A 17,379-nucleotide genomic window follows, 5' to 3' on the forward strand; every position below is an offset into this window, starting at 1 on the left:
ATGAATTTTTAATGTCATAAAAGTAGTTTAGCACAAAATTAAGCAGAGAAAGTGAGTAAAAAGGCAGTTTTCTGCCTATTTTTTAATCAGTTCTTTAGAGCGACCACACGTAGGCAAAAATGAGACCTTCTATGAGGAAAATGAGACAAAAAAGAAGATTCCAGCGAATTGAAACATCAAAGGGCGTGACATGCAAAAATTTCGCTGTCATCAGCGACATTCCTGCAAATGGGGAGATGATAAATGCGATAGCAGAGGAGAGCATTAAAATTAAAGCTATGGAGACATGATTGAGTGGTAATGTTAAGGCTAAAAGAATTTTGCCAAGCATGACTACCAGTACAAAAGGATGAATTCCACATACTGCAATAGCGATAAATACGACAGGAATAATCAGCAAGGCAAAAACTCCCAGCTGATTCACACTCTCTTGCAGTAAAGGTTGGATATGTTCTAAAACGCCACTATGATCTACTGCTCCTGCAAAAAGTCCTATAGCAATAAAAAAGAGCGAAAAATCAGTTGCTTGCGTAATGCCTCCTTGCCAATAAAGCGCAGCAACCTCTTTAAGCTTAGCATGTCTTATATAGTAAAGAATCCAAATGCTTGAGACAAGAAATCCAGCAAGCAGAATTCTTCCTGTGCTGGTGCCAATGGAGAGCATCTCAAAAAGAGAGATTGATGAGATAAGTCCTAAAATGACAAGAATGATGTGAAAAGACTTGTGTGTTGCTTCGTTTTGTGTGATGGTGAGTGGGGCAGAAATGTGCGTTAAAATAGGCTTGTTGAGCCCAGAAAAGTGTTCAATCACATAAGAGGTCAGAAGCCCAATGATGCTTATGATAAGACCAGGAATAAAAAGCTGTGACCATGTAATATGTGTGACTTGCATGACTAAGAGAATCATCACAGCACCGGGTGCCCAAAAAAGCACCAGCGTGTAACCACGCATAATGGCAGTCGCAAAAAAACGTTTATATTCGGAAATGCTGTTCTTTAGGGCTTTATCAAAAAGGGCAACCATCACGGGAACGGTACCAAAAAGTAAGAAGCTTGAAAACAGATTGGTGACAACCATGGCAAAGAGGTACAAAGAACTCTCTTTTTGAAACAAACGCTTCAGCCAATACTCGACAGCATCGCTGTACTCTCCCACTTCGATAGGAAGGGCAAAAAGCTGCATAACGACAATAATCGCGATAATGTTGGTCATGGAATTGAGTGAACTGACCCAAATAGAAAAAGGGAGTTTATACGCGATCAAGATGCCAATACCAAAAAGTAAAAAAAGAAGCGTAATGGTGCGAAAGCCTTTTTTTTGAGCAGGAAGCCCAAAAAGAAATAAAACCAGTGTCAAACACGCAAGGATATTCTCATACAAAGGGGTAATGATGTGCAGTACATGAAGAAACGTAATGCCCAAGATGGCATACTTACAGATTTTTTGCATTCATACTTCCGAAAAATCAGATGTGTTATTTTATCAAAGAGTTTTCAAGAAATGCTGATGAAAAAAGAGTAGTAGTGTAAGAGAGAAGGCGGACTAAGCCGCTTTCTCTTTATTGGAATTGGTTGAGCTTTTGGTTTAGACTCTCTGACAACCTAGAGAGATGATCAGCAGCAGCAGCGATTTCCTCAACACTTCTGGCATTTTGAGAGGTTAAGGTGTTAATGTTAGAAACCATCTCTACAATTTTATCGGTATCGTGTGCAATCTTTAATGAGTTTTGTGCACTTTGCGTGACAGAGGCAATACTATTGTGCATGACTTTCGTTGTTCCTACAATAGTACTCTCAACAGTACTTGAAACAGTGGAGAGTCTTTGAATGTTTTTAGCATTTCTATTCATTTGATCTGAGGAGTTCACAATCGATTGAACAATGATATTGATCGTAGCATTAATCTCAGTAAGAGAAGTTTGTGTTCGCTCTGCTAGTTTTCGTACTTCATCAGCAACCACTGCAAATCCTCGTCCATGTTCTCCCGCCCTTGCTGCTTCAATAGCAGCATTAAGTGCAAGTAAGTTTGTTTGATCTGCAATATCTGAGATCACCGTAAGAATCTGTTTAACTTGTTCTGCATCTTTACTCATCTGTTCTAACTGTCCTGCAAGGGCAGTTTCAGCTTCACTGGCTTGATCCACTTCATTACGTAATGCAATGATTTCATCTTGTGCATGGTTTAGTTTTTTACCTGCATCGGTGATCTCTTCTTTCATTCCTTCTGAGAGTTTAGCTGTCTGTTGTACAAAGGATTTAATCGTATCAATCTCATGAATGGTATTTTCAACAATACTTGAGCTTTGTTCTGCATTTCTTCCTATTTGCATACTGGTGGTACTGAGTTCATGTGAAACCGATGCATTTTCATTGGAAGATGTTTTAGCATCAGTAATGGTATGCTCTAAGGTATTGACCAAGTCATTAAAGCTATCTACAATCTCTTTAATTTCATTTTGTTTAGCATAGGTAATTCTAAAGCGAAGCTCTTTAGTGCGTACAAAGTTTGTGATACTGTCTCGTATCAAGTGTACGCCATCCATGATGTTCTTGCGGATCAAAACGCTTAACGCTATCACAGAAGTTGAGATAATTAAAGCAATAATAATCATCCAAAATGTTGCACTTTGCTTTGTTTCCACAGCAATTTTAGCATCTTGTGATGCAAGGACTTGATTGTAGTCCATGTGATCTTCAAAAGTTTTTAAAAGCTCTTGGGCTATAGGACGATTGGCAAGAAATAGACTTTTTGCATCCGATAATTTACCTTCGCTGGATAATTTTAGAATTTGGTCAACAACAAGGCTGTACTGGGCGAAGAGCTTTCCCTCTTTTTCATAGAGTTCTTTATCTTTGGCATCGGAAAGTAAAAGCTCATAGCTTTTATAGTCTTTATCAAACTTTGTTTTAACGGTTTTGTAACGTTCCATTAGCTTTTGAAATTCATTTGCATCATGAGAATCTGATGTCGTTGTTTCCCAAAGAATCAGTCGAATACGATATATCCCTTGCAACAAATCATCCATCACGAGGATGCTGGGTAATGAGTTAACATTACAGGTATTTGTTTTTTCAAAGACTTGATCCATTTTTGAGAGACTAATACTAAAAATAAGAATGAACCCAAGTAGCGACAAGCCTAACATGGTCATTAACTGTTTTGAGATATTCATGGGGATACTCCTTTTTGTTTCTTGAGTAAAATAATAACCTTTGAGTGTGACATATGCGTTGCAAAATTATAATTTGTCAAGAAAAAATAACATTATGCAGTATCTCACAAAAAGTACAAAGTGGATCATTCTATATAGACTAGTGGTTTAATTAAAATAAAAGTAGTGAATCATTATAATTAGACCACTGGTTTATTTAAAGGAGTTTTATGCCAAAGAAGGTCAATGTAGACGATAAACTCGAGTACATTTGCGAAAAAGCGTATGAAGAGTTGTTAAAAAATGGCATCAACCATTTTTCGCTTAACAAGTTTATTGATTCGCTGCAGATGTCAAAAGGACAGTTTTATTATTACTTTAAAACAAAAGAGGCATTGATCTGTAAGACGATCGATCAGAAGTGTTATGAAGCATTTGCCTATACGTATGAACAGACAAAATCAAAATCAACGTTTTTAGACAAAATGAACACTTTTTTTGCCTTTTTTTTGGGCAATGTAGAGCCAAGATTTGCGGATTTAGATAGGTTGTTAAAGAGCACCTTTCATTTGTATGTCAATGCCGATAACAGCGCAATAAAACAACTCAATACAGAATTTTACCAGTTACTCTTTTCATATATTGAAGAGATTTTTGATGAGTTGATTGAAAAAGGATACGTACCTCAAAATGCTAAAAAACTGGCACGCAGTCTGATTGCGACTGCGGATGGGATGTATCTGCACGCATTGATGAATGACAATTACGACATGAAAGTCTATTTTAGTGAGTATTTGGTCATGCTAGATGCGCTACTTAAACTGGACAATGAAGGAAAGAAAAAATGAATCTATACTGGATGGCTATTTTTGTAGCGACAGTGTTTGAAGTGTTGTGGGTTATTGGTTTGAAGCATGCTTCTAACCCTTTTGAATGGATAGGCACGGCTTCATGTATTGTTACGACATTTGTGTTGTTGACGTTTGCTGGTAAAAAGCTTCCTATTGGAACGACCTATACTGTATTTACAGGTATTGGTACGGTTGGCACAATTGTGATAGATACACTGTTTTTTGGTGAAACGCTCGGTGTTGTGAAAATTCTTTTAATTGCACTTTTACTCTTAGGTGTGATTGGGCTTAAGATGATTACAGAAGAGCACGATGTGAGTATTGAAAAGGTACACGCTTAATGGATTGGATAGCACTTATATTTGCAGGATGTTTTGAAGTTTTTGGTGTTGCAATGCTCAATATTTATAAAAAACGAAAAGAGTGGAAAATCATTGTTTTAATTGCTCTAGGTTTTGCATGTAGCCTTTTTTGTTTATCGTATGCTATGAACACGCTGCCTATGGGACTTACCTATGCCATATGGACAGGCATCGGCGGTGTTGGGGGCGCTCTTGTAGGTATGGCATTTTATGGTGAGTCAAGAGAGTGGAAACGTATAGGTTTTTTAGCGATGATTATCGTGAGTGTTATGGGATTAAAACTGACAGCATAAAAGAGAAGATGCCCTAAAATAGGGCATCTATAAAGTATTTATTTGTGTGTTAAGACACGTGTCGCGTTAAGAACGGCAATGAGTGCAACGCCCACATCACCAAAAACCGCTTCCCACATGGTAGCAACACCAAATGCTCCCATAATCAAAATAGCCCCTTTGACTCCGAGTGCAAAGATGATATTTTGCCATACGATGACGTGTGTTTTTCGAGCGATTTTAAGCGCAGTAGCTACTTTACTAATCTCATCGGTCATGATGACCACATCGGCTGCTTCAATGGCGGCATCAGAGCCTACACCACCCATAGCAATTCCAATGTCTGAACGTGCGAGTACAGGGGCGTCATTAATGCCATCACCCACAAAGACCGTTTTACCTTTGCCACTTTTTCGCGCCATGATCTCTTCAAGTTTTTGTACTTTTTGATGCGGTAAGAGCTCTGCTTCAACCTGTGTGATACCAAGCTCAGTAGCTACTTTTTTTGCTGTCTCTTTATTGTCGCCTGTGAGCATGACAATCTCTTTGATACCTAGCGCTTTAAGGGCTAAAATGGCTCTTTCACTGTCTTCTTTTGGCTCATCCGCGATGGTAAGGTAACCCGCTAAAATACCCTCAACAACGATGTAAACAATGGTATCTGGTGTTGAAAGCACCTCATGTTTAATGTTTTGATCTAAGAGAAGTTTACCATTTCCTGCTAGGACACGTTTGCCATCAATGAGCGCTTTTACACCATAGCCTGCTAGCTCTTCATACGAGCTCACAACTGCTTCTAAAGGCTTCGTGTAGGCACGCTTGATTGAAAGAGCGATAGGATGGTTTGAGTGCATCTCAGCTAAGGCTGCAAGGCGTAGTACATCCTCTTCACTGTATCCTTGAAGTGCGGTAATGGAGGTGACGCTAAAGACACCTTTTGTAAGCGTTCCTGTTTTATCTAAAACAACGGTATCGACACTGTTCAGTGCTTCAAGGAAGTTTCCACCTTTGACTAAGATACCATTTTTAGACGCACCACCGATGCCTCCAAAGAAGCTAAGGGGAATGGAAACGACAAGCGCACATGGGCAGGAGACAACAAGGAAAACCAAAGAGCGTCTAAACCATTCGCTAAGAAGTGCATCTTCCATCAAAAGAGGTGGCAAGAACGCAAGCAAAGCAGCGGAGATAACGACAAATGGCGTATAGTACTTTGCAAACTGCGTGATGAACTGCTCTGTTTTAGCCTTTTTGGAACTTGCATTTTGCACAAGGTCTAAGATTTTTGAAACGGTAGACTCTGAGAAGAGTTTTGTGGTTTCAACAATGAGTACACCCGTTTTATTGATCGTGCCTGAGAGCACTTCATCGTTTTTATTAACCTCTTTTGGAAGAGATTCACCTGTGAGGGCAGAGGTGTCAAGTGTAGAACGACCCTCAATGATGATGCCATCGAGTGGAATTTTCTCACCTGGTTTTACGATGATGCGACTACCCACACTGACATCATTTGGGCTGACTTTCTCTTCACCATATGCCGTTTGAAGGTTTGCGAAATCAGGTCGAATGTCCATCAGTTTCGTGATGGATTTACGAGAACGATCGACCGCTAAGTCTTGGAAAAACTCACCAATGCGGAAAAAGAGCATGACCGAGACACCTTCTGGGTATTCGCCAATGCTAAAGGCACCAACCGTTGCAAGACCCATCAAAAAGTTTTCATCAAATAGATGCCCTTTAAAAAGGTTCGTCAGCGCCATATATAAGATTTCGCCACCGACTAAGAAGAAGCTAATGAGGTATGTCCAGAACATCAAAGGATTGCTTTCGTCCATCAGTAGGGCAGCGATAAAAAGCACTGTTCCTATACAAAACGTGATGAAATGCCACGATGTCAGCATCTCTTTCAAACTAGAATCACCTAATCCGTGGTGATGATGGTCGTCATGGTCATGACTATGCTCGTGATCGTGGTCATGATCATGGCTATGACTATGATGTTGTGGAATGGCTGGTTTACACCTTGAGCAACAGCTTCCTGTTGTGGTGTCGCACACTTCTGGTTCGGGTGCAGTTTTATGAAATTGCATACTCATATCCTCGTGGTTCTAATATATGTTCTAAGCCTTGATTGAAAATGGTTTTGATGTGTTCATCGTCCAAAGAGTAAAAGACAACTTTGCCTTCTTTGCGGTGTTTTACAAGCCTTGCTTGGCGAAGGACGCGAAGTTGGTGTGAAATGGCAGACTGTGTCATACTTAAAAGCTCTGCGATGTCACACACGCACATCTCTGCTTCAAACAGTGCCGAGATGATCTTCACACGTGTCGTGTCACCAAAGACTTTAAAGAGTTCAGCGAGGTCGTACAGCTTCTCCTCTTGGGGCATCTTTTGTTTGACCATTTCGATGATGTTATCATGCACAATATCGCAACTGCAAAATTCATCGCCCATTTTTCATCCTTTTAAAATTATATAAATGTTCATATGAACAATTGCTCATATATTAAAGCAACTCACATTAGAGTATGCTTAAAATGATAGCCAAACTCAAAAAAAGATGTAATGGGTAATAATGGAGGAGATGGCATGAATAGTAATGACGCATCAAAGGTAAAAATCCAAAAATTGCTTTTACCCAAAAAAGAGGGCAATTTTTGGATTGAATGAATTTTTTGAGGGTGCTACACTTCTTTCTATTAAGTCAAAGGAGTCACAATGAGTTACATCAAAAATGATCGCTTAGCAACAGCAGACAAGAGGGTATTTAGCATTCTTAACAATGAGTTTGAACGACAGGCGACGCATCTTGAAATGATCGCTAGTGAAAATTTTACCTCACCTGCAGTCATGGAAGCAACGGGAAGTATCTTTACCAACAAGTATGCGGAGGGTTACCCACAAAAGCGGTATTACGGTGGTTGTGAATGTGCCGATGAGATCGAACAGCTTGCCATCGATAGGCTATGTGCTATTTTTGGCTGTAACTATGCCAATGTACAGCCTCATTCGGGTAGCCAAGCCAATGGTGCGGTCTATGCGGCACTTCTTCAAGCAGGTGATAAACTGCTCGGTATGGATTTGCAACAAGGTGGACACTTAACCCATGGTGCAAAAGTGAGCTTTTCGGGTAAAAATTATCAGTCATTCTCGTATGGCGTTGATGCTCAGGGTTTTATTGATTATGAGAAGGTTCTAGAAATTGCAACGATTGTTAAGCCTAAGATGATCGTGTGTGGTGCTTCGGCGTATGCACGCGAAATTGACTTTGCAAAGTTTCGAGAGATTGCAGACGCAGTAGGAGCGATTTTATTTGCGGACATCGCACACATTGCAGGTTTGATTGCTGCGGGTGAGCACATGAGTCCTTTCCCCTATGCCCATGTAGTCACTTCTACGACGCATAAGACACTCAGAGGTCCAAGGGGTGGTGTGATTATGACGAACGATGAGGCGCTTGCCAAAAAGATCAATTCTGCCATTTTTCCTGCCTTACAAGGTGGACCATTGTTACATGTTATCGCGGCAAAAGCGGTGGCATTTGGTGAAGTGTTGGATCCAATGTGGAAAGAGTATGCAAAGCAAGTCAAGCTCAATGCACATGTTCTAAGCAATGTTTTACTGCAAAGAGGCTTTGATCTTGTCAGCGGTGGAACAGACAACCACTTGATTTTGGTATCATTACTGCATAAAGATTTCTCAGGCGATGAAGCAAGTCAAGCGTTGGAGCGCGCGGGTATCACGGTCAATAAAAACAGTGTCCCCAATGACACCAGAAGTGCTATGCAAACTTCAGGTGTTCGTATCGGATCTTCCGCACTCACGACACTAGGTATGAAAGAAGCAGAGTTTGAGCTCATCGCTCACCGTATTTGTGATGTGTTAGATGATATCACCAATGTTGCACGTCATGCTGAGATTAAAAAAGAGTTGGTAACTCTTTTGCAAAAATTTAGTGTGTATAGCTGTTCGACCTATTAAACGTTTTAAAATGGAGGGACTTAGATGAGCGATATCGAAACGCTGCATAGTAATTACCAGCTGATTGAAAAAGCGATCAAGTATATCGATGCGCACTTTAAAGAACAGCCCTCCATCGATGTCATAGCAAGCAATATTGGTATGAGTAAGTACCATTTCATTAGAGTCTTTAAAGAGTACGTGGGCGTCACACCTATGCAGTTTTTACACTCGGTGACGCTGAATTATGCCAAAGAGCACATCAAAGAGTCGAAGTCCATTTTGGACAGTAGCCTAGATATCGGGCTTTCGAGTGTAAGTCGTTTGCATGAACTGTTTGTCAATTTAATCGGTGTGACCCCAAAAGAGTGGAGAGAAAAGGGCAAGGACGTTGTCATCACGTATGGCTTTGGATTAACCCCTTTTGGACAGGCGCTCATCGCCTATACCGATAAAGGTATCTGTTATTTAGGCTTTATTGACAACAATCAAGAGGCTATTTTTGCGAGGTTTAAAGAGTTGTGGGAAAATGCGAACTTGGTGCATGATGATCTAAAAGCACAAACCTACTTAGAAAATATTTTTATCAACAATAAAAAATACAACCTTTTAGTCAAAGGAACCAACCTTCAAGTCAATGTTTGGAAAGCACTGTTAAACCTTCCCAATGGGGTGATAGCAACCTATCAAGATATCGCGAATTACATTGAAAAACCAAATGCCGTCAGAGCCGTTGCCAGTGCTATTGGAAAAAATCATATAGGCTATCTTATCCCGTGTCATCGTGTTATTGCCAAAAGTGGTGCGATGAGCGGGTATCGTTGGGGAATTGAGCGAAAGAAAATACTTATAGCGTATGAGTCAACCCATAAAGAAAATGCTGTAGAAGTACGAGATGCAACACTCGAAGACGTACCTAGACTGTGTGCATTCATGAAGAGCGTTTCGCCCAAGAAGAAAGAGGATGAATGCGATCATGCTGCAATGCTTTCTCATTGGATTGAAAATACACATAGCCATTCTCTGCTTCTAGCGATACAAGAGCAAGAAATCGTAGGTATGGTTACTCTTATGCACACCACATCCCTTTTATCGGGGGAGCGAAGTGCTTATGTGATGGAGCTGATTGTCTCGAAACAAAACGAACAGAGCGCTTTGAACGCATTGTTTGAATCCGCCATGTCTGTTTGTGCCAAAAAAGGGTGTCAAAAACTTGTTGTTTTGTCAAAAATATCGGATGCAAAACTCTATAAGACACTAGGCTTCAAACAGACACAAGAAGAAACGTTTGTATACACGATCCCTTCAGACAAGTAAGATTAAGCCGCTAGTTTAAGGCGTTCTTTTTTCTCTTCTACGCTGATGGTAGCGCTTTCTTGATGTAAAAACTTGGAAAGTAACTTCGTCAGTGTATGTGAAATCTCAAAAAGCTCTTCAGCCACATTGGCAACCGCTTGCCCATTGCCTCGGTTGGTAACGCTGAGTGCTAGTGTTTCTTGCATTTGAGAAATAAGCGTATTGACATTATGAGAAACAGAGTGAGAGAGTGAAACGGCTTGGTTCGCGACACTAAGCGAATGGGTAATTTCATTTTGCGTATTCGTTGCGATTTGCCCTAAAGATGCCATTCGTTTACTGGTATCTTCCATTAGAATGCTTACATGATCGAGTCGTTTTGTATTTTTGACAACCCCTTCGATAATATGTTTTACAATGATGTCAATATTTCCCAAGCTCTCTTGTGTGCGTTCTGCAAGTTTTCGCACTTCATCCGCAACCACAGCAAAACCACGTCCATGCTCTCCTGCACGCGCTGCCTCAATGGCGGCATTGAGGGCTAAAAGATTGGTTTGTTCTGCAATTTCATCGATGAGGTTAAAGACATTTTTCATCTCATCGACCTGTTTTGTAAGCTCTCTCATTTGTTGATTGACCGCATTTTGTTCACTTTGGCTCTCTTGAACATCGGTATGTAAGGCTTCCAAGTCCTTCATAAAATGCCCCATAACGCCCATGTTTTGTTTGAGAACATCTCTGGTTTGTTCACTCACGCCTTCTGATTCACTGAGTGTTTGTTTCAAAGTTGCTATAGGTTTACGCATGGTCTCAATACTGCTTTCTTGCGCATGGATTGTGCCTAAAAGTGTTTGAGACGTTTTTTGCAAGCTTTGCGCCGAATTATGGGCATGATGTCCGATGTCGCAGATACGAATAATCGTCTGTTCAACATTTGTAAATACGGAGCTAATAACACGTGCAATTCCATCTAACTCGTCTTTAGTGTCTGCAACCGTTTTAATTTTTTGACGAAAATCGATATGGTTAGAATCTTCAATGACGGTTTGCAAATAGCTTCTCATGTGCAGGGTTTCTACCACAATGAGTCGAATAGCAAAGAGTAATAAAAGCAACGTCAGTATAAAAACCAGAGCAGCGATACCTAAGTAGAAGGTGTAAGTATGATTGGCATCATGTAATGCTAAGAGCGCTTGATTACTCTCTTCAAGCTCATTGGTGTCACGGGTAAGATTGGTATTAAGATGGCTAAGGTTGGCTTTCACTCCTGACATGGCCTGTTGCGTTTTATCATTAAACGCAAGCGCTTCTTCAATAATTTTTCCCGTAATATCTTCAATCACCAAAGCAATATCTCGCACAGCATCTTCACTGGGATTGGTTCGCATGAGTTCTGCTAATATGGTAAATTGCCCTGCATAGGGCGCTATAAAAGGGCGTTTGCCTGCAGGCGTGTTTTGCCATGCGATCAGATCGTCCATAAGACGCTCTAGCTTACGTTGTTGTGAAGGCTTGAAGTTGAGCGTAGAGAGATCATTGCGTATATTGCGCAACGTTGAGAGATCATTGTAAAGTTGTCCAACATCTTGCGCTTGTGTTTCAAGTGTGGAAAAATCATGAATGGTTTTAGTATTGACGTGTGTAGTTTCTACAAGGTTGTTTTTTAATGTATGTGATTTTGTAATTTGCTCATTAAAAAAATTTTGAGTATGAAAGTAGTTCATTCCATAAATGAGTCCCATAATAAGAAAAGAGACAAAAATCGTTAAAAAGCCGAGATAAAAACGATGCGCGATGGAAAGTTGTTTAAGATAGTGAATAAAAAGATGTGGCATAAATGTCTCCAAAACGAAAATTAAGATGAAGTTTAAATAAAATTGATTGCAAAATTATTACTTCGCTTATTTTTTAAACATTTTGTGCAACGCATTTACAACGAACCACCGATATACTTCAAATAGAGAATAGCCACTAAAAGGAGTGCTTATGTCATTTAAAGCCAAGATTATCCTAACCATCTCCGTATTGATGTTTTTAAGTTTGAGTATCTTTAGCATGGTAAGCTATATGGATACGAAAAAGAACAGCATTATCCAAATTGAAAATAGTTTGAAAATGGCATCGCGGGCATTGACAGATTATATTGATGTTTGGTCTGCAGGTAAAAAAAGCGGTATGGAAAGTTCTGCAAGAACATTGAGCGATATATCGACGATGGATGAAGCAGAAGTTCGTGCAAAACTTCAAGAGACAACCAAAACCTTGGGCGGTTTTGATACAACAGTAGGTTTAGAAACAGGAAAAGCGATTACCGGCACAGGCACACCACTCCCTGCTGGGTATGACCCAAGGGTTAGAGGCTGGTATAAGACGGTTAAGGCTTCTGGAAAAGTGGGCGTAACGGATGCGTATGTCGATGCTACCACCAATAAACTTATCGTCTCTTTTATGGCGCCAATTATTAAAAATGGAACATTTTTAGGAGCCGTTGTTATGGACATTGCTCTTGATACCTTAGTGAAAGCAACTGCAGATGTTAACTTTAATGGTGGGTATGGCGTACTGTTTGATACAAAACAAGTGATTATTGCGCACCCAAATAAAGATTTGTTGGGTAAAGAGTTACCTTCTATCTTGCCGGAGCTTAGTAAAAAACTAGAAGGCAAAAAAGATGGATTGATTGAATATACATACAATAACGATCAAAAAGTATTTGCTTTCAAAGTTTCATCTGAGACAGGTTGGACGCCAAGCATTACCTTTGATAAAGATGTCGCCTATAGCTTTTTATCCGCACAAATGAAACAACTCATCCTTGTAGGTTTTGTAATGCTTATTCTCTCCATCGGAGTGATGATTGTGCTAATTAAAGCTCTACTCAAACCACTGGATAACCTCAATGGTGTAGTACAAGAGCTCTCAAGTAGTGAAGGTGATCTTAGACAAAGACTTTCTGTTGCTTCCAATGATGAATTTGCTCAAGTGTCACGTAACATTAATAAATTCATTGAAAAGCTTCATGAGATTGTGAAAAAGTCTAAAACGATTAGTAATGAAAATGCCTCTATCTCAGAAGAACTCTCACGTACCGCATCAGAAGTCGTACGTAATGTAGACACAGAGTCTAAAATCGTTGAGAGTACAAAAGAAGAAGGTATTGCATTAGTTAAAAGTATTGAAACCTCTGTTGTAAAAGCCAAAGATTCTCAAAAAGCACTCAGTGCTACTCAAAAAGATATCTCTGATGTAAAAGCTAAAGTAGAACAACTCGAATACACCATGCAAGCCACAGCTGCAAAAGAGCAAAACTTGGCTGAACGTCTTAATACAGTAAGCCATAATGCCAATGAAGTCAAAGATGTTCTAAACATCATTAGAGATATTGCCGATCAAACCAACCTTTTAGCCCTCAATGCAGCGATTGAAGCTGCAAGGGCAGGAGAGCATGGACGTGGTTTTGCCGTGGTTGCCGATGAAGTACGAAAGTTGGCTGAGAGAACACAAAAAAGCTTGGTTGAGATTGATGCAACCATCAATGTGGTGGTTCAATCCATTATGGATGCCAATACTGATATTGCTGCCAATGCAGGAGAAGTCAATGCATTAGCATCTATCTCTATAGAACTTCAAGATGGTATGAACAGTGTCGAAACCATTATTCATAAAACCATTGATGAATCACACCATACAGTTAATGACTTTATCGATACCGCTTCTAAAATCAAAAAGATTGTGGATGAGATCGAGAAGATCAATACCATCTCTAAAGAGAATGTTGGAAGTATCGATAATGTCTCTCAAGCCTCTGAACACCTTCATGTGATGACTGAAAACCTTAACAACGAACTGGGTAAGTTTAAGTCGTAAGGAAACCTTTTTTCTCTTGAAATTGCCTACGCTGTGTTACATCGCGTGGGCAATTTAAGCTTTGGACGTGTACAATCTTTGTAAAAAATTTTATAGAGAGTGTCCATGTTAAACAAAGAACTACTTTCTGGACTCTATGTCCTAACCGATGCAACGTTAACTCCAGAAGAGACAATGCTTGACCAAATCGAGCGTGTTTTAAAATGCGGTGTCAATGTCATTCAATACCGCGATAAATACGCAAGTGAGGAAGAGGCTGAAAAACAGTGTCTAAGACTTCAAGCGTTATGTGACTACTATGAGGCAATTTTTATCATTGATGATAGACTTGAACTTGCACATAGAATCAATGCCGATGGTTTGCATATCGGCGAAGATGATGTGACCTATGAAGAGGCACGCGCACTTTTAGGCAATGAAAAAATCATTGGAGTTTCCTGTTATGGAAACATTGAACGTGCCCAAAAATACGCTAATTTAGGTGCAGATTATGTGGCGTTTGGCTCATTCTTCCCATCTCCTACCAAACCGCATGCTAAAGTCGTTGAACCAGAAATACTCAAGATTGCAAAAGAAAAACTGAATGTACCTATTTGTGCTATTGGTGGCATTAATGAAGAAAACATAACGTTGCTTTCGCGTTACAACATTGAAATGTATTCACTTATCAGTGCCGTATATAAAGACGATGCCATTGAGGAAAATTTAAAAAAATTACACGCAAAAATCTAGAGGAGTCTTTATGGTTATAGAAAAGTTTGATGTCTCCATCACTAATGCAAGTAAAGGAATGGCATTGATGCTTATTTTGTGGCATCATCTTTTCTATGAGAAGCCAGAATCTGGTTTTATCGTTTTTCAAACAGCTCTTTTAGCCAAAGTATGTGTGGGTATCTATGTTGTGCTAAGCGGATACGGTTTAGCAGAATCGATAAAGAAAAAAGGGCTTGAATTAGGCGCATTTTATAAACGTCGTTTGCTCAAGTTATATATGAATTATTGGCTGATAGCACTTATTTTTGTTCCTTTTGGAGCATGGTTTATGGACAGAACGCTCTCTAGTGTCTATGGGGAGCACGTATTTCAAGGTTTTATCATTCAGATGTTAGGGCTTCATATGTTTACATGGGTCAGTTATGGCTACAATGCGACATGGTGGTTTATGAGCCTCATCATTGTTTTATATGCGATTTTCCCTTTTGTGTATACATTGACTAAAAAATTTCATCTTTGGTTTTTAGCGTTTACTGCGGTGCTTTTGTTTGTACCTATTCCACTCGTGAATGACTGGATATTTCCATTTTCTGTGGGTGTCTATCTTTCTCAAAAAGATGGCTTTGTCAAAATGCTCATTTGGTTTGACAAACAAGGGCGTTGGCGCTTTTTAACCTTGGCAATTTTTACGGCATTTGTAGCATGGTATCGTCAAAATGGTTGGTATTTTGACAGTATACGAGCCGATACTTTCTTTGCGATTTTACTCATTCTTTGGACAACAGAATTGGTTGTTTTTTCTTCATGGGCGAAGAGGGCATTTGAGTTCGTAGGAATTCATTCGTTCAATATCTTTTTATTCCACACATTCATTTACTATTACTATTTTCCTGAGTTTATCTACAAATTTCATAACCCTGTGTTGATTTTTGCAGTACTTTTAGGCGTGTGCTTGCTCGTTTCTGTAGGGATTGAGAGTTTTAAGAAGAAGATAGGATTTGATAAACTGATCTGATAGATGAATAAGATGCCCTAATTTAGGGCATCTTATTAAAGTGTAGTTTTTTGAACAAACTTCTCGCTTAAATGGTTAAACTCAGCACTCTCTACCCAAGTTTGAGGGGTTGAGATATACTCAATCACATTTTCCAAAAGAACATAATGCGCTCTTTCTTCTTCTGCAATGCGTAAAAAGGCCTGTTTTTGTTCTCCCTCTTCAAGCATTAGTGCTTTTTCGGTATAAAATTTGTAGCTATTTTCTTCAGAACGTAGCGCATTTTTATAAAACTCTATTTGATCTTGACTGAAATTAGGGAGTTGATTTTCTTTTTGCATTTTCTCAAAGATATTTTTAGTGTTCTTAAAAATATCAACACTGGATTGTGTAGGGATGATCTGATTTTTGCTCATTTTTTCAAACACAACGTAATGTTTGACCTCTTCATCGGCAAGCATTGTCAAAATAGACTTGACACCAGGATCCTCTGTTTTGGATGCTAAATCGCGGTAGTATTTCTCTCCATCTTTTTCGACTTTCATCGCATATTCATAGACATTCATCGTACACCCCTTTGTTTTGGTTTTGATACTAAGATAAATCTATACTCATTTTATAAGAAAGCTATGATAAAAATCTGATAAAGAATTCGGCTTAATTTATCATTGAAAATAAAAAAAGCCTAAAAATTATAAAGGCATTTTGAGTTCGTGATTTTCAATCCACGTTACAGGGTCCATAGCAAATGTCAGAAGATTTTGAAGCAAAATCATATGTTCTCTTTCTTCTTCTGCAATACGTAAAAATGCCTCTTTTTGTTTTCCATCTTCAAGCATATTACCTTTTTCCATATAAAATTTGTAGCTGTTCTCTTCCGTACGAAGAGCACTTCTAAATGACTCTATATAAGAACGAGAAAAAGAAAAATGAGGATTTTCTTCGCGCATTTTACGAAACAATGCAAGCGTATGCTTGATTAAATGTGTTGAATGTTGTGTCGTAAAAGATTGCTGTTTATTCATTTTCTCAAAAATAATATAGTGCTTGATCTCTTCTTCTGCAAGCATGATAAAAATGCTTTTGATTCCTTTGTCTTCGATTTTTTCAGCAAGTTCGCGATAAAAACGTTCACCATCTTTTTCAAGCTTCATCGCATATTCGTAGATATTCATTGTATCCCTTATGATGTCCTAATGAAGATATTGTATAAAAATTTAGTGATAAATCTCTTGAAAGCGCTAAACAGAACTCTCCAAAATCAGTAATAAAACGACAAAAAAGTGGAAAATAGAACCGCCTAAGACGAAAAAATGCCAAATGGTATGACTGTACGCAAGGCTTTTCCAAACATAAAAGATGATTCCTACCGTGTAGGTCAATCCTCCAGCTAAAAGCAAAGATAATGGCAATAATGTCAGATTTTCAATCAATGGATTGATAGCAAAAACAACCATCCATCCCATTAAGGCGTATAAGGCTAAAGAGAGCTTATGAAAGCGTTGTGGATAGATAATCTTAAGACTAATTCCAAAAGCGGCGATTGTCCATGCAATGCTAAAAAGTATCCATCCCACAACACCTTTGATACCCAAAAGTGACACAGGTGTGTATGTACCAGCGATAAGAACATAAATTGCGCTATGGTCGACTTGTCGTAAAATGGACTTTACATTAGGAATGCGAATGGCATGATACAGTGTCGATGCACCATACATGACGATAAGCGACAATCCAAAAACGAGGGCGCTTGCGATTTTTGCACCATCGCCACTTTGTCCCGCAAAAACACACAGCAGTGTTAATGCGCTTACACTGAGTAAAAGTCCAATTCCATGAGTAATGCTATGCCAAATCTCTTCGATCAAAGAGTAAGAAGTTGTTGTTTCGATGGTGTCTCCTTTCTTAAAA

At 39.2% G+C, this 17,379-nt stretch carries 16 protein-coding genes; 8 read left to right on the top strand and 8 right to left on the bottom strand.

The window, feature by feature from the left end; genetic code table 11:
* Positions 1-94: 94 nt before the first annotated feature.
* Together UCH001_RS04545 and UCH001_RS04550 are read right to left on the bottom strand one after the other, a co-directional pair.
* Positions 95-1,450 (bottom strand): hypothetical protein, encoded by a 1,356-nt coding sequence (locus tag UCH001_RS04545; protein ID WP_067174849.1) that lies wholly within the window; start codon positions 1,448-1,450, stop codon positions 95-97.
* A gap of 109 nt (positions 1,451-1,559) precedes the next feature.
* Entirely contained in the window at positions 1,560-3,173 is a 1,614-nt protein-coding gene (locus UCH001_RS04550; RefSeq protein WP_067174851.1) for a methyl-accepting chemotaxis protein, read from the bottom strand.
* Positions 3,174-3,382: 209 nt separating this feature from the next.
* Between UCH001_RS04550 and UCH001_RS04555 the strand changes: the two genes are divergently transcribed.
* The 3 genes from UCH001_RS04555 to UCH001_RS04565 are packed head-to-tail and all read left to right on the top strand — an operon-like array spanning position 3,383 to position 4,658.
* Positions 3,383-4,000, top strand: coding sequence for a TetR/AcrR family transcriptional regulator (locus tag UCH001_RS04555; RefSeq protein WP_067174854.1), 618 nt, complete (start codon positions 3,383-3,385; stop codon positions 3,998-4,000).
* Positions 3,997-4,344 (top strand): multidrug efflux SMR transporter, encoded by a 348-nt coding sequence (locus UCH001_RS04560; protein WP_067174857.1) that lies wholly within the window; start codon positions 3,997-3,999, stop codon positions 4,342-4,344. Before UCH001_RS04555 ends, UCH001_RS04560 begins: the two co-directional genes overlap by 4 nt.
* On the top strand, positions 4,344-4,658 hold the full coding sequence (locus UCH001_RS04565) for a multidrug efflux SMR transporter (protein WP_067174859.1): 315 nt from the start codon (positions 4,344-4,346) through the stop codon (positions 4,656-4,658). Before UCH001_RS04560 ends, UCH001_RS04565 begins: the two co-directional genes overlap by 1 nt.
* A gap of 38 nt (positions 4,659-4,696) precedes the next feature.
* Here the strand turns inward: UCH001_RS04565 and UCH001_RS04570 are convergent, their stop codons facing one another.
* Together UCH001_RS04570 and UCH001_RS04575 are read right to left on the bottom strand one after the other, a co-directional pair.
* Positions 4,697-6,727: a heavy metal translocating P-type ATPase gene (locus tag UCH001_RS04570; RefSeq protein ID WP_067174861.1), complete on the bottom strand. Its 2,031-nt coding sequence runs from the start codon at positions 6,725-6,727 to the stop codon at positions 4,697-4,699.
* Complete coding sequence (locus tag UCH001_RS04575) at positions 6,714-7,091, bottom strand: helix-turn-helix transcriptional regulator (protein WP_067174862.1); 378 nt, start codon at positions 7,089-7,091, stop codon at positions 6,714-6,716. Before UCH001_RS04575 ends, UCH001_RS04570 begins: the two co-directional genes overlap by 14 nt.
* 264 nt (positions 7,092-7,355) lie before the next feature.
* Between UCH001_RS04575 and UCH001_RS04580 the strand changes: the two genes are divergently transcribed.
* Together UCH001_RS04580 and UCH001_RS13095 are read left to right on the top strand one after the other, a co-directional pair.
* Positions 7,356-8,618, top strand: coding sequence for a serine hydroxymethyltransferase (locus UCH001_RS04580; RefSeq protein WP_067174864.1), 1,263 nt, complete (start codon positions 7,356-7,358; stop codon positions 8,616-8,618).
* 24 nt (positions 8,619-8,642) lie between these two features.
* Positions 8,643-9,914 carry a methylated-DNA--[protein]-cysteine S-methyltransferase gene (locus UCH001_RS13095; protein ID WP_082705669.1) on the top strand — a complete coding sequence of 424 codons (1,272 nt, stop codon included), beginning with the start codon at positions 8,643-8,645 and terminating at the stop codon, positions 9,912-9,914.
* A 2-nt stretch (positions 9,915-9,916) separates the two neighbouring features.
* Here the strand turns inward: UCH001_RS13095 and UCH001_RS13550 are convergent, their stop codons facing one another.
* Entirely contained in the window at positions 9,917-10,519 is a 603-nt protein-coding gene (locus UCH001_RS13550; protein WP_371258012.1) for a methyl-accepting chemotaxis protein, read from the bottom strand.
* Between the two features lie 1,360 nt (positions 10,520-11,879).
* Here UCH001_RS13550 and UCH001_RS04595 point away from each other — a divergent pair.
* The 3 genes from UCH001_RS04595 (at position 11,880) to UCH001_RS04605 (ending at position 15,489) form a co-directional block, all read left to right on the top strand.
* A complete protein-coding gene (locus tag UCH001_RS04595; RefSeq protein WP_067174867.1) occupies positions 11,880-13,760 on the top strand; it encodes a methyl-accepting chemotaxis protein in 1,881 nt (626 codons plus the stop codon).
* 105 nt (positions 13,761-13,865) lie between these two features.
* Positions 13,866-14,492, top strand: a complete 627-nt coding sequence (gene thiE, locus UCH001_RS04600; protein ID WP_067174870.1) for a thiamine phosphate synthase — start codon at positions 13,866-13,868, stop codon at positions 14,490-14,492.
* Between the two features lie 10 nt (positions 14,493-14,502).
* Positions 14,503-15,489, top strand: a complete 987-nt coding sequence (locus UCH001_RS04605; RefSeq protein WP_067174872.1) for an acyltransferase — start codon at positions 14,503-14,505, stop codon at positions 15,487-15,489.
* Between the two features lie 35 nt (positions 15,490-15,524).
* Here the strand turns inward: UCH001_RS04605 and UCH001_RS04610 are convergent, their stop codons facing one another.
* The 3 genes from UCH001_RS04610 to UCH001_RS04620 all read right to left on the bottom strand — a co-directional run bounded on the left by UCH001_RS04610 (position 15,525) and on the right by UCH001_RS04620 (position 17,336).
* Positions 15,525-16,034: a ferritin family protein gene (locus UCH001_RS04610; protein WP_067174875.1), complete on the bottom strand. Its 510-nt coding sequence runs from the start codon at positions 16,032-16,034 to the stop codon at positions 15,525-15,527.
* A 126-nt stretch (positions 16,035-16,160) separates the two neighbouring features.
* Entirely contained in the window at positions 16,161-16,643 is a 483-nt protein-coding gene (locus tag UCH001_RS04615) for a ferritin family protein (protein WP_067174877.1), read from the bottom strand.
* Between the two features lie 66 nt (positions 16,644-16,709).
* On the bottom strand, positions 16,710-17,336 hold the full coding sequence (locus tag UCH001_RS04620; protein WP_197651436.1) for a hemolysin III family protein: 627 nt from the start codon (positions 17,334-17,336) through the stop codon (positions 16,710-16,712).
* Positions 17,337-17,379 lie beyond the last annotated feature (43 nt).

Source organism: Sulfurospirillum sp. UCH001 (assembly GCF_001548035.1).
Classification (GTDB): Bacteria; Campylobacterota; Campylobacteria; order Campylobacterales; family Sulfurospirillaceae; genus Sulfurospirillum.

Bases quoted from the DNA above. Each gene is read 5' to 3' on its own strand.
- UCH001_RS04545 (WP_067174849.1), bottom strand. From the start codon at position 1,450: ATGCAAAAAATCTGTAAGTATGCCATCTTGGGCATTACGTTTCTTCAT.
- UCH001_RS04550 (WP_067174851.1), bottom strand. From the start codon at position 3,173: ATGAATATCTCAAAACAGTTAATGACCATGTTAGGCTTGTCGCTACTT.
- UCH001_RS04555 (WP_067174854.1), top strand. From the start codon at position 3,383: ATGCCAAAGAAGGTCAATGTAGACGATAAACTCGAGTACATTTGCGAA.
- UCH001_RS04560 (WP_067174857.1), top strand. From the start codon at position 3,997: ATGAATCTATACTGGATGGCTATTTTTGTAGCGACAGTGTTTGAAGTG.
- UCH001_RS04565 (WP_067174859.1), top strand. From the start codon at position 4,344: ATGGATTGGATAGCACTTATATTTGCAGGATGTTTTGAAGTTTTTGGT.
- UCH001_RS04570 (WP_067174861.1), bottom strand. From the start codon at position 6,727: ATGCAATTTCATAAAACTGCACCCGAACCAGAAGTGTGCGACACCACA.
- UCH001_RS04575 (WP_067174862.1), bottom strand. From the start codon at position 7,091: ATGGGCGATGAATTTTGCAGTTGCGATATTGTGCATGATAACATCATC.
- UCH001_RS04580 (WP_067174864.1), top strand. From the start codon at position 7,356: ATGAGTTACATCAAAAATGATCGCTTAGCAACAGCAGACAAGAGGGTA.
- UCH001_RS13095 (WP_082705669.1), top strand. From the start codon at position 8,643: ATGAGCGATATCGAAACGCTGCATAGTAATTACCAGCTGATTGAAAAA.
- UCH001_RS13550 (WP_371258012.1), bottom strand. From the start codon at position 10,519: ATGAGAGAGCTTACAAAACAGGTCGATGAGATGAAAAATGTCTTTAAC.
- UCH001_RS04595 (WP_067174867.1), top strand. From the start codon at position 11,880: ATGTCATTTAAAGCCAAGATTATCCTAACCATCTCCGTATTGATGTTT.
- thiE (WP_067174870.1), top strand. From the start codon at position 13,866: ATGTTAAACAAAGAACTACTTTCTGGACTCTATGTCCTAACCGATGCA.
- UCH001_RS04605 (WP_067174872.1), top strand. From the start codon at position 14,503: ATGGTTATAGAAAAGTTTGATGTCTCCATCACTAATGCAAGTAAAGGA.
- UCH001_RS04610 (WP_067174875.1), bottom strand. From the start codon at position 16,034: ATGAATGTCTATGAATATGCGATGAAAGTCGAAAAAGATGGAGAGAAA.
- UCH001_RS04615 (WP_067174877.1), bottom strand. From the start codon at position 16,643: ATGAATATCTACGAATATGCGATGAAGCTTGAAAAAGATGGTGAACGT.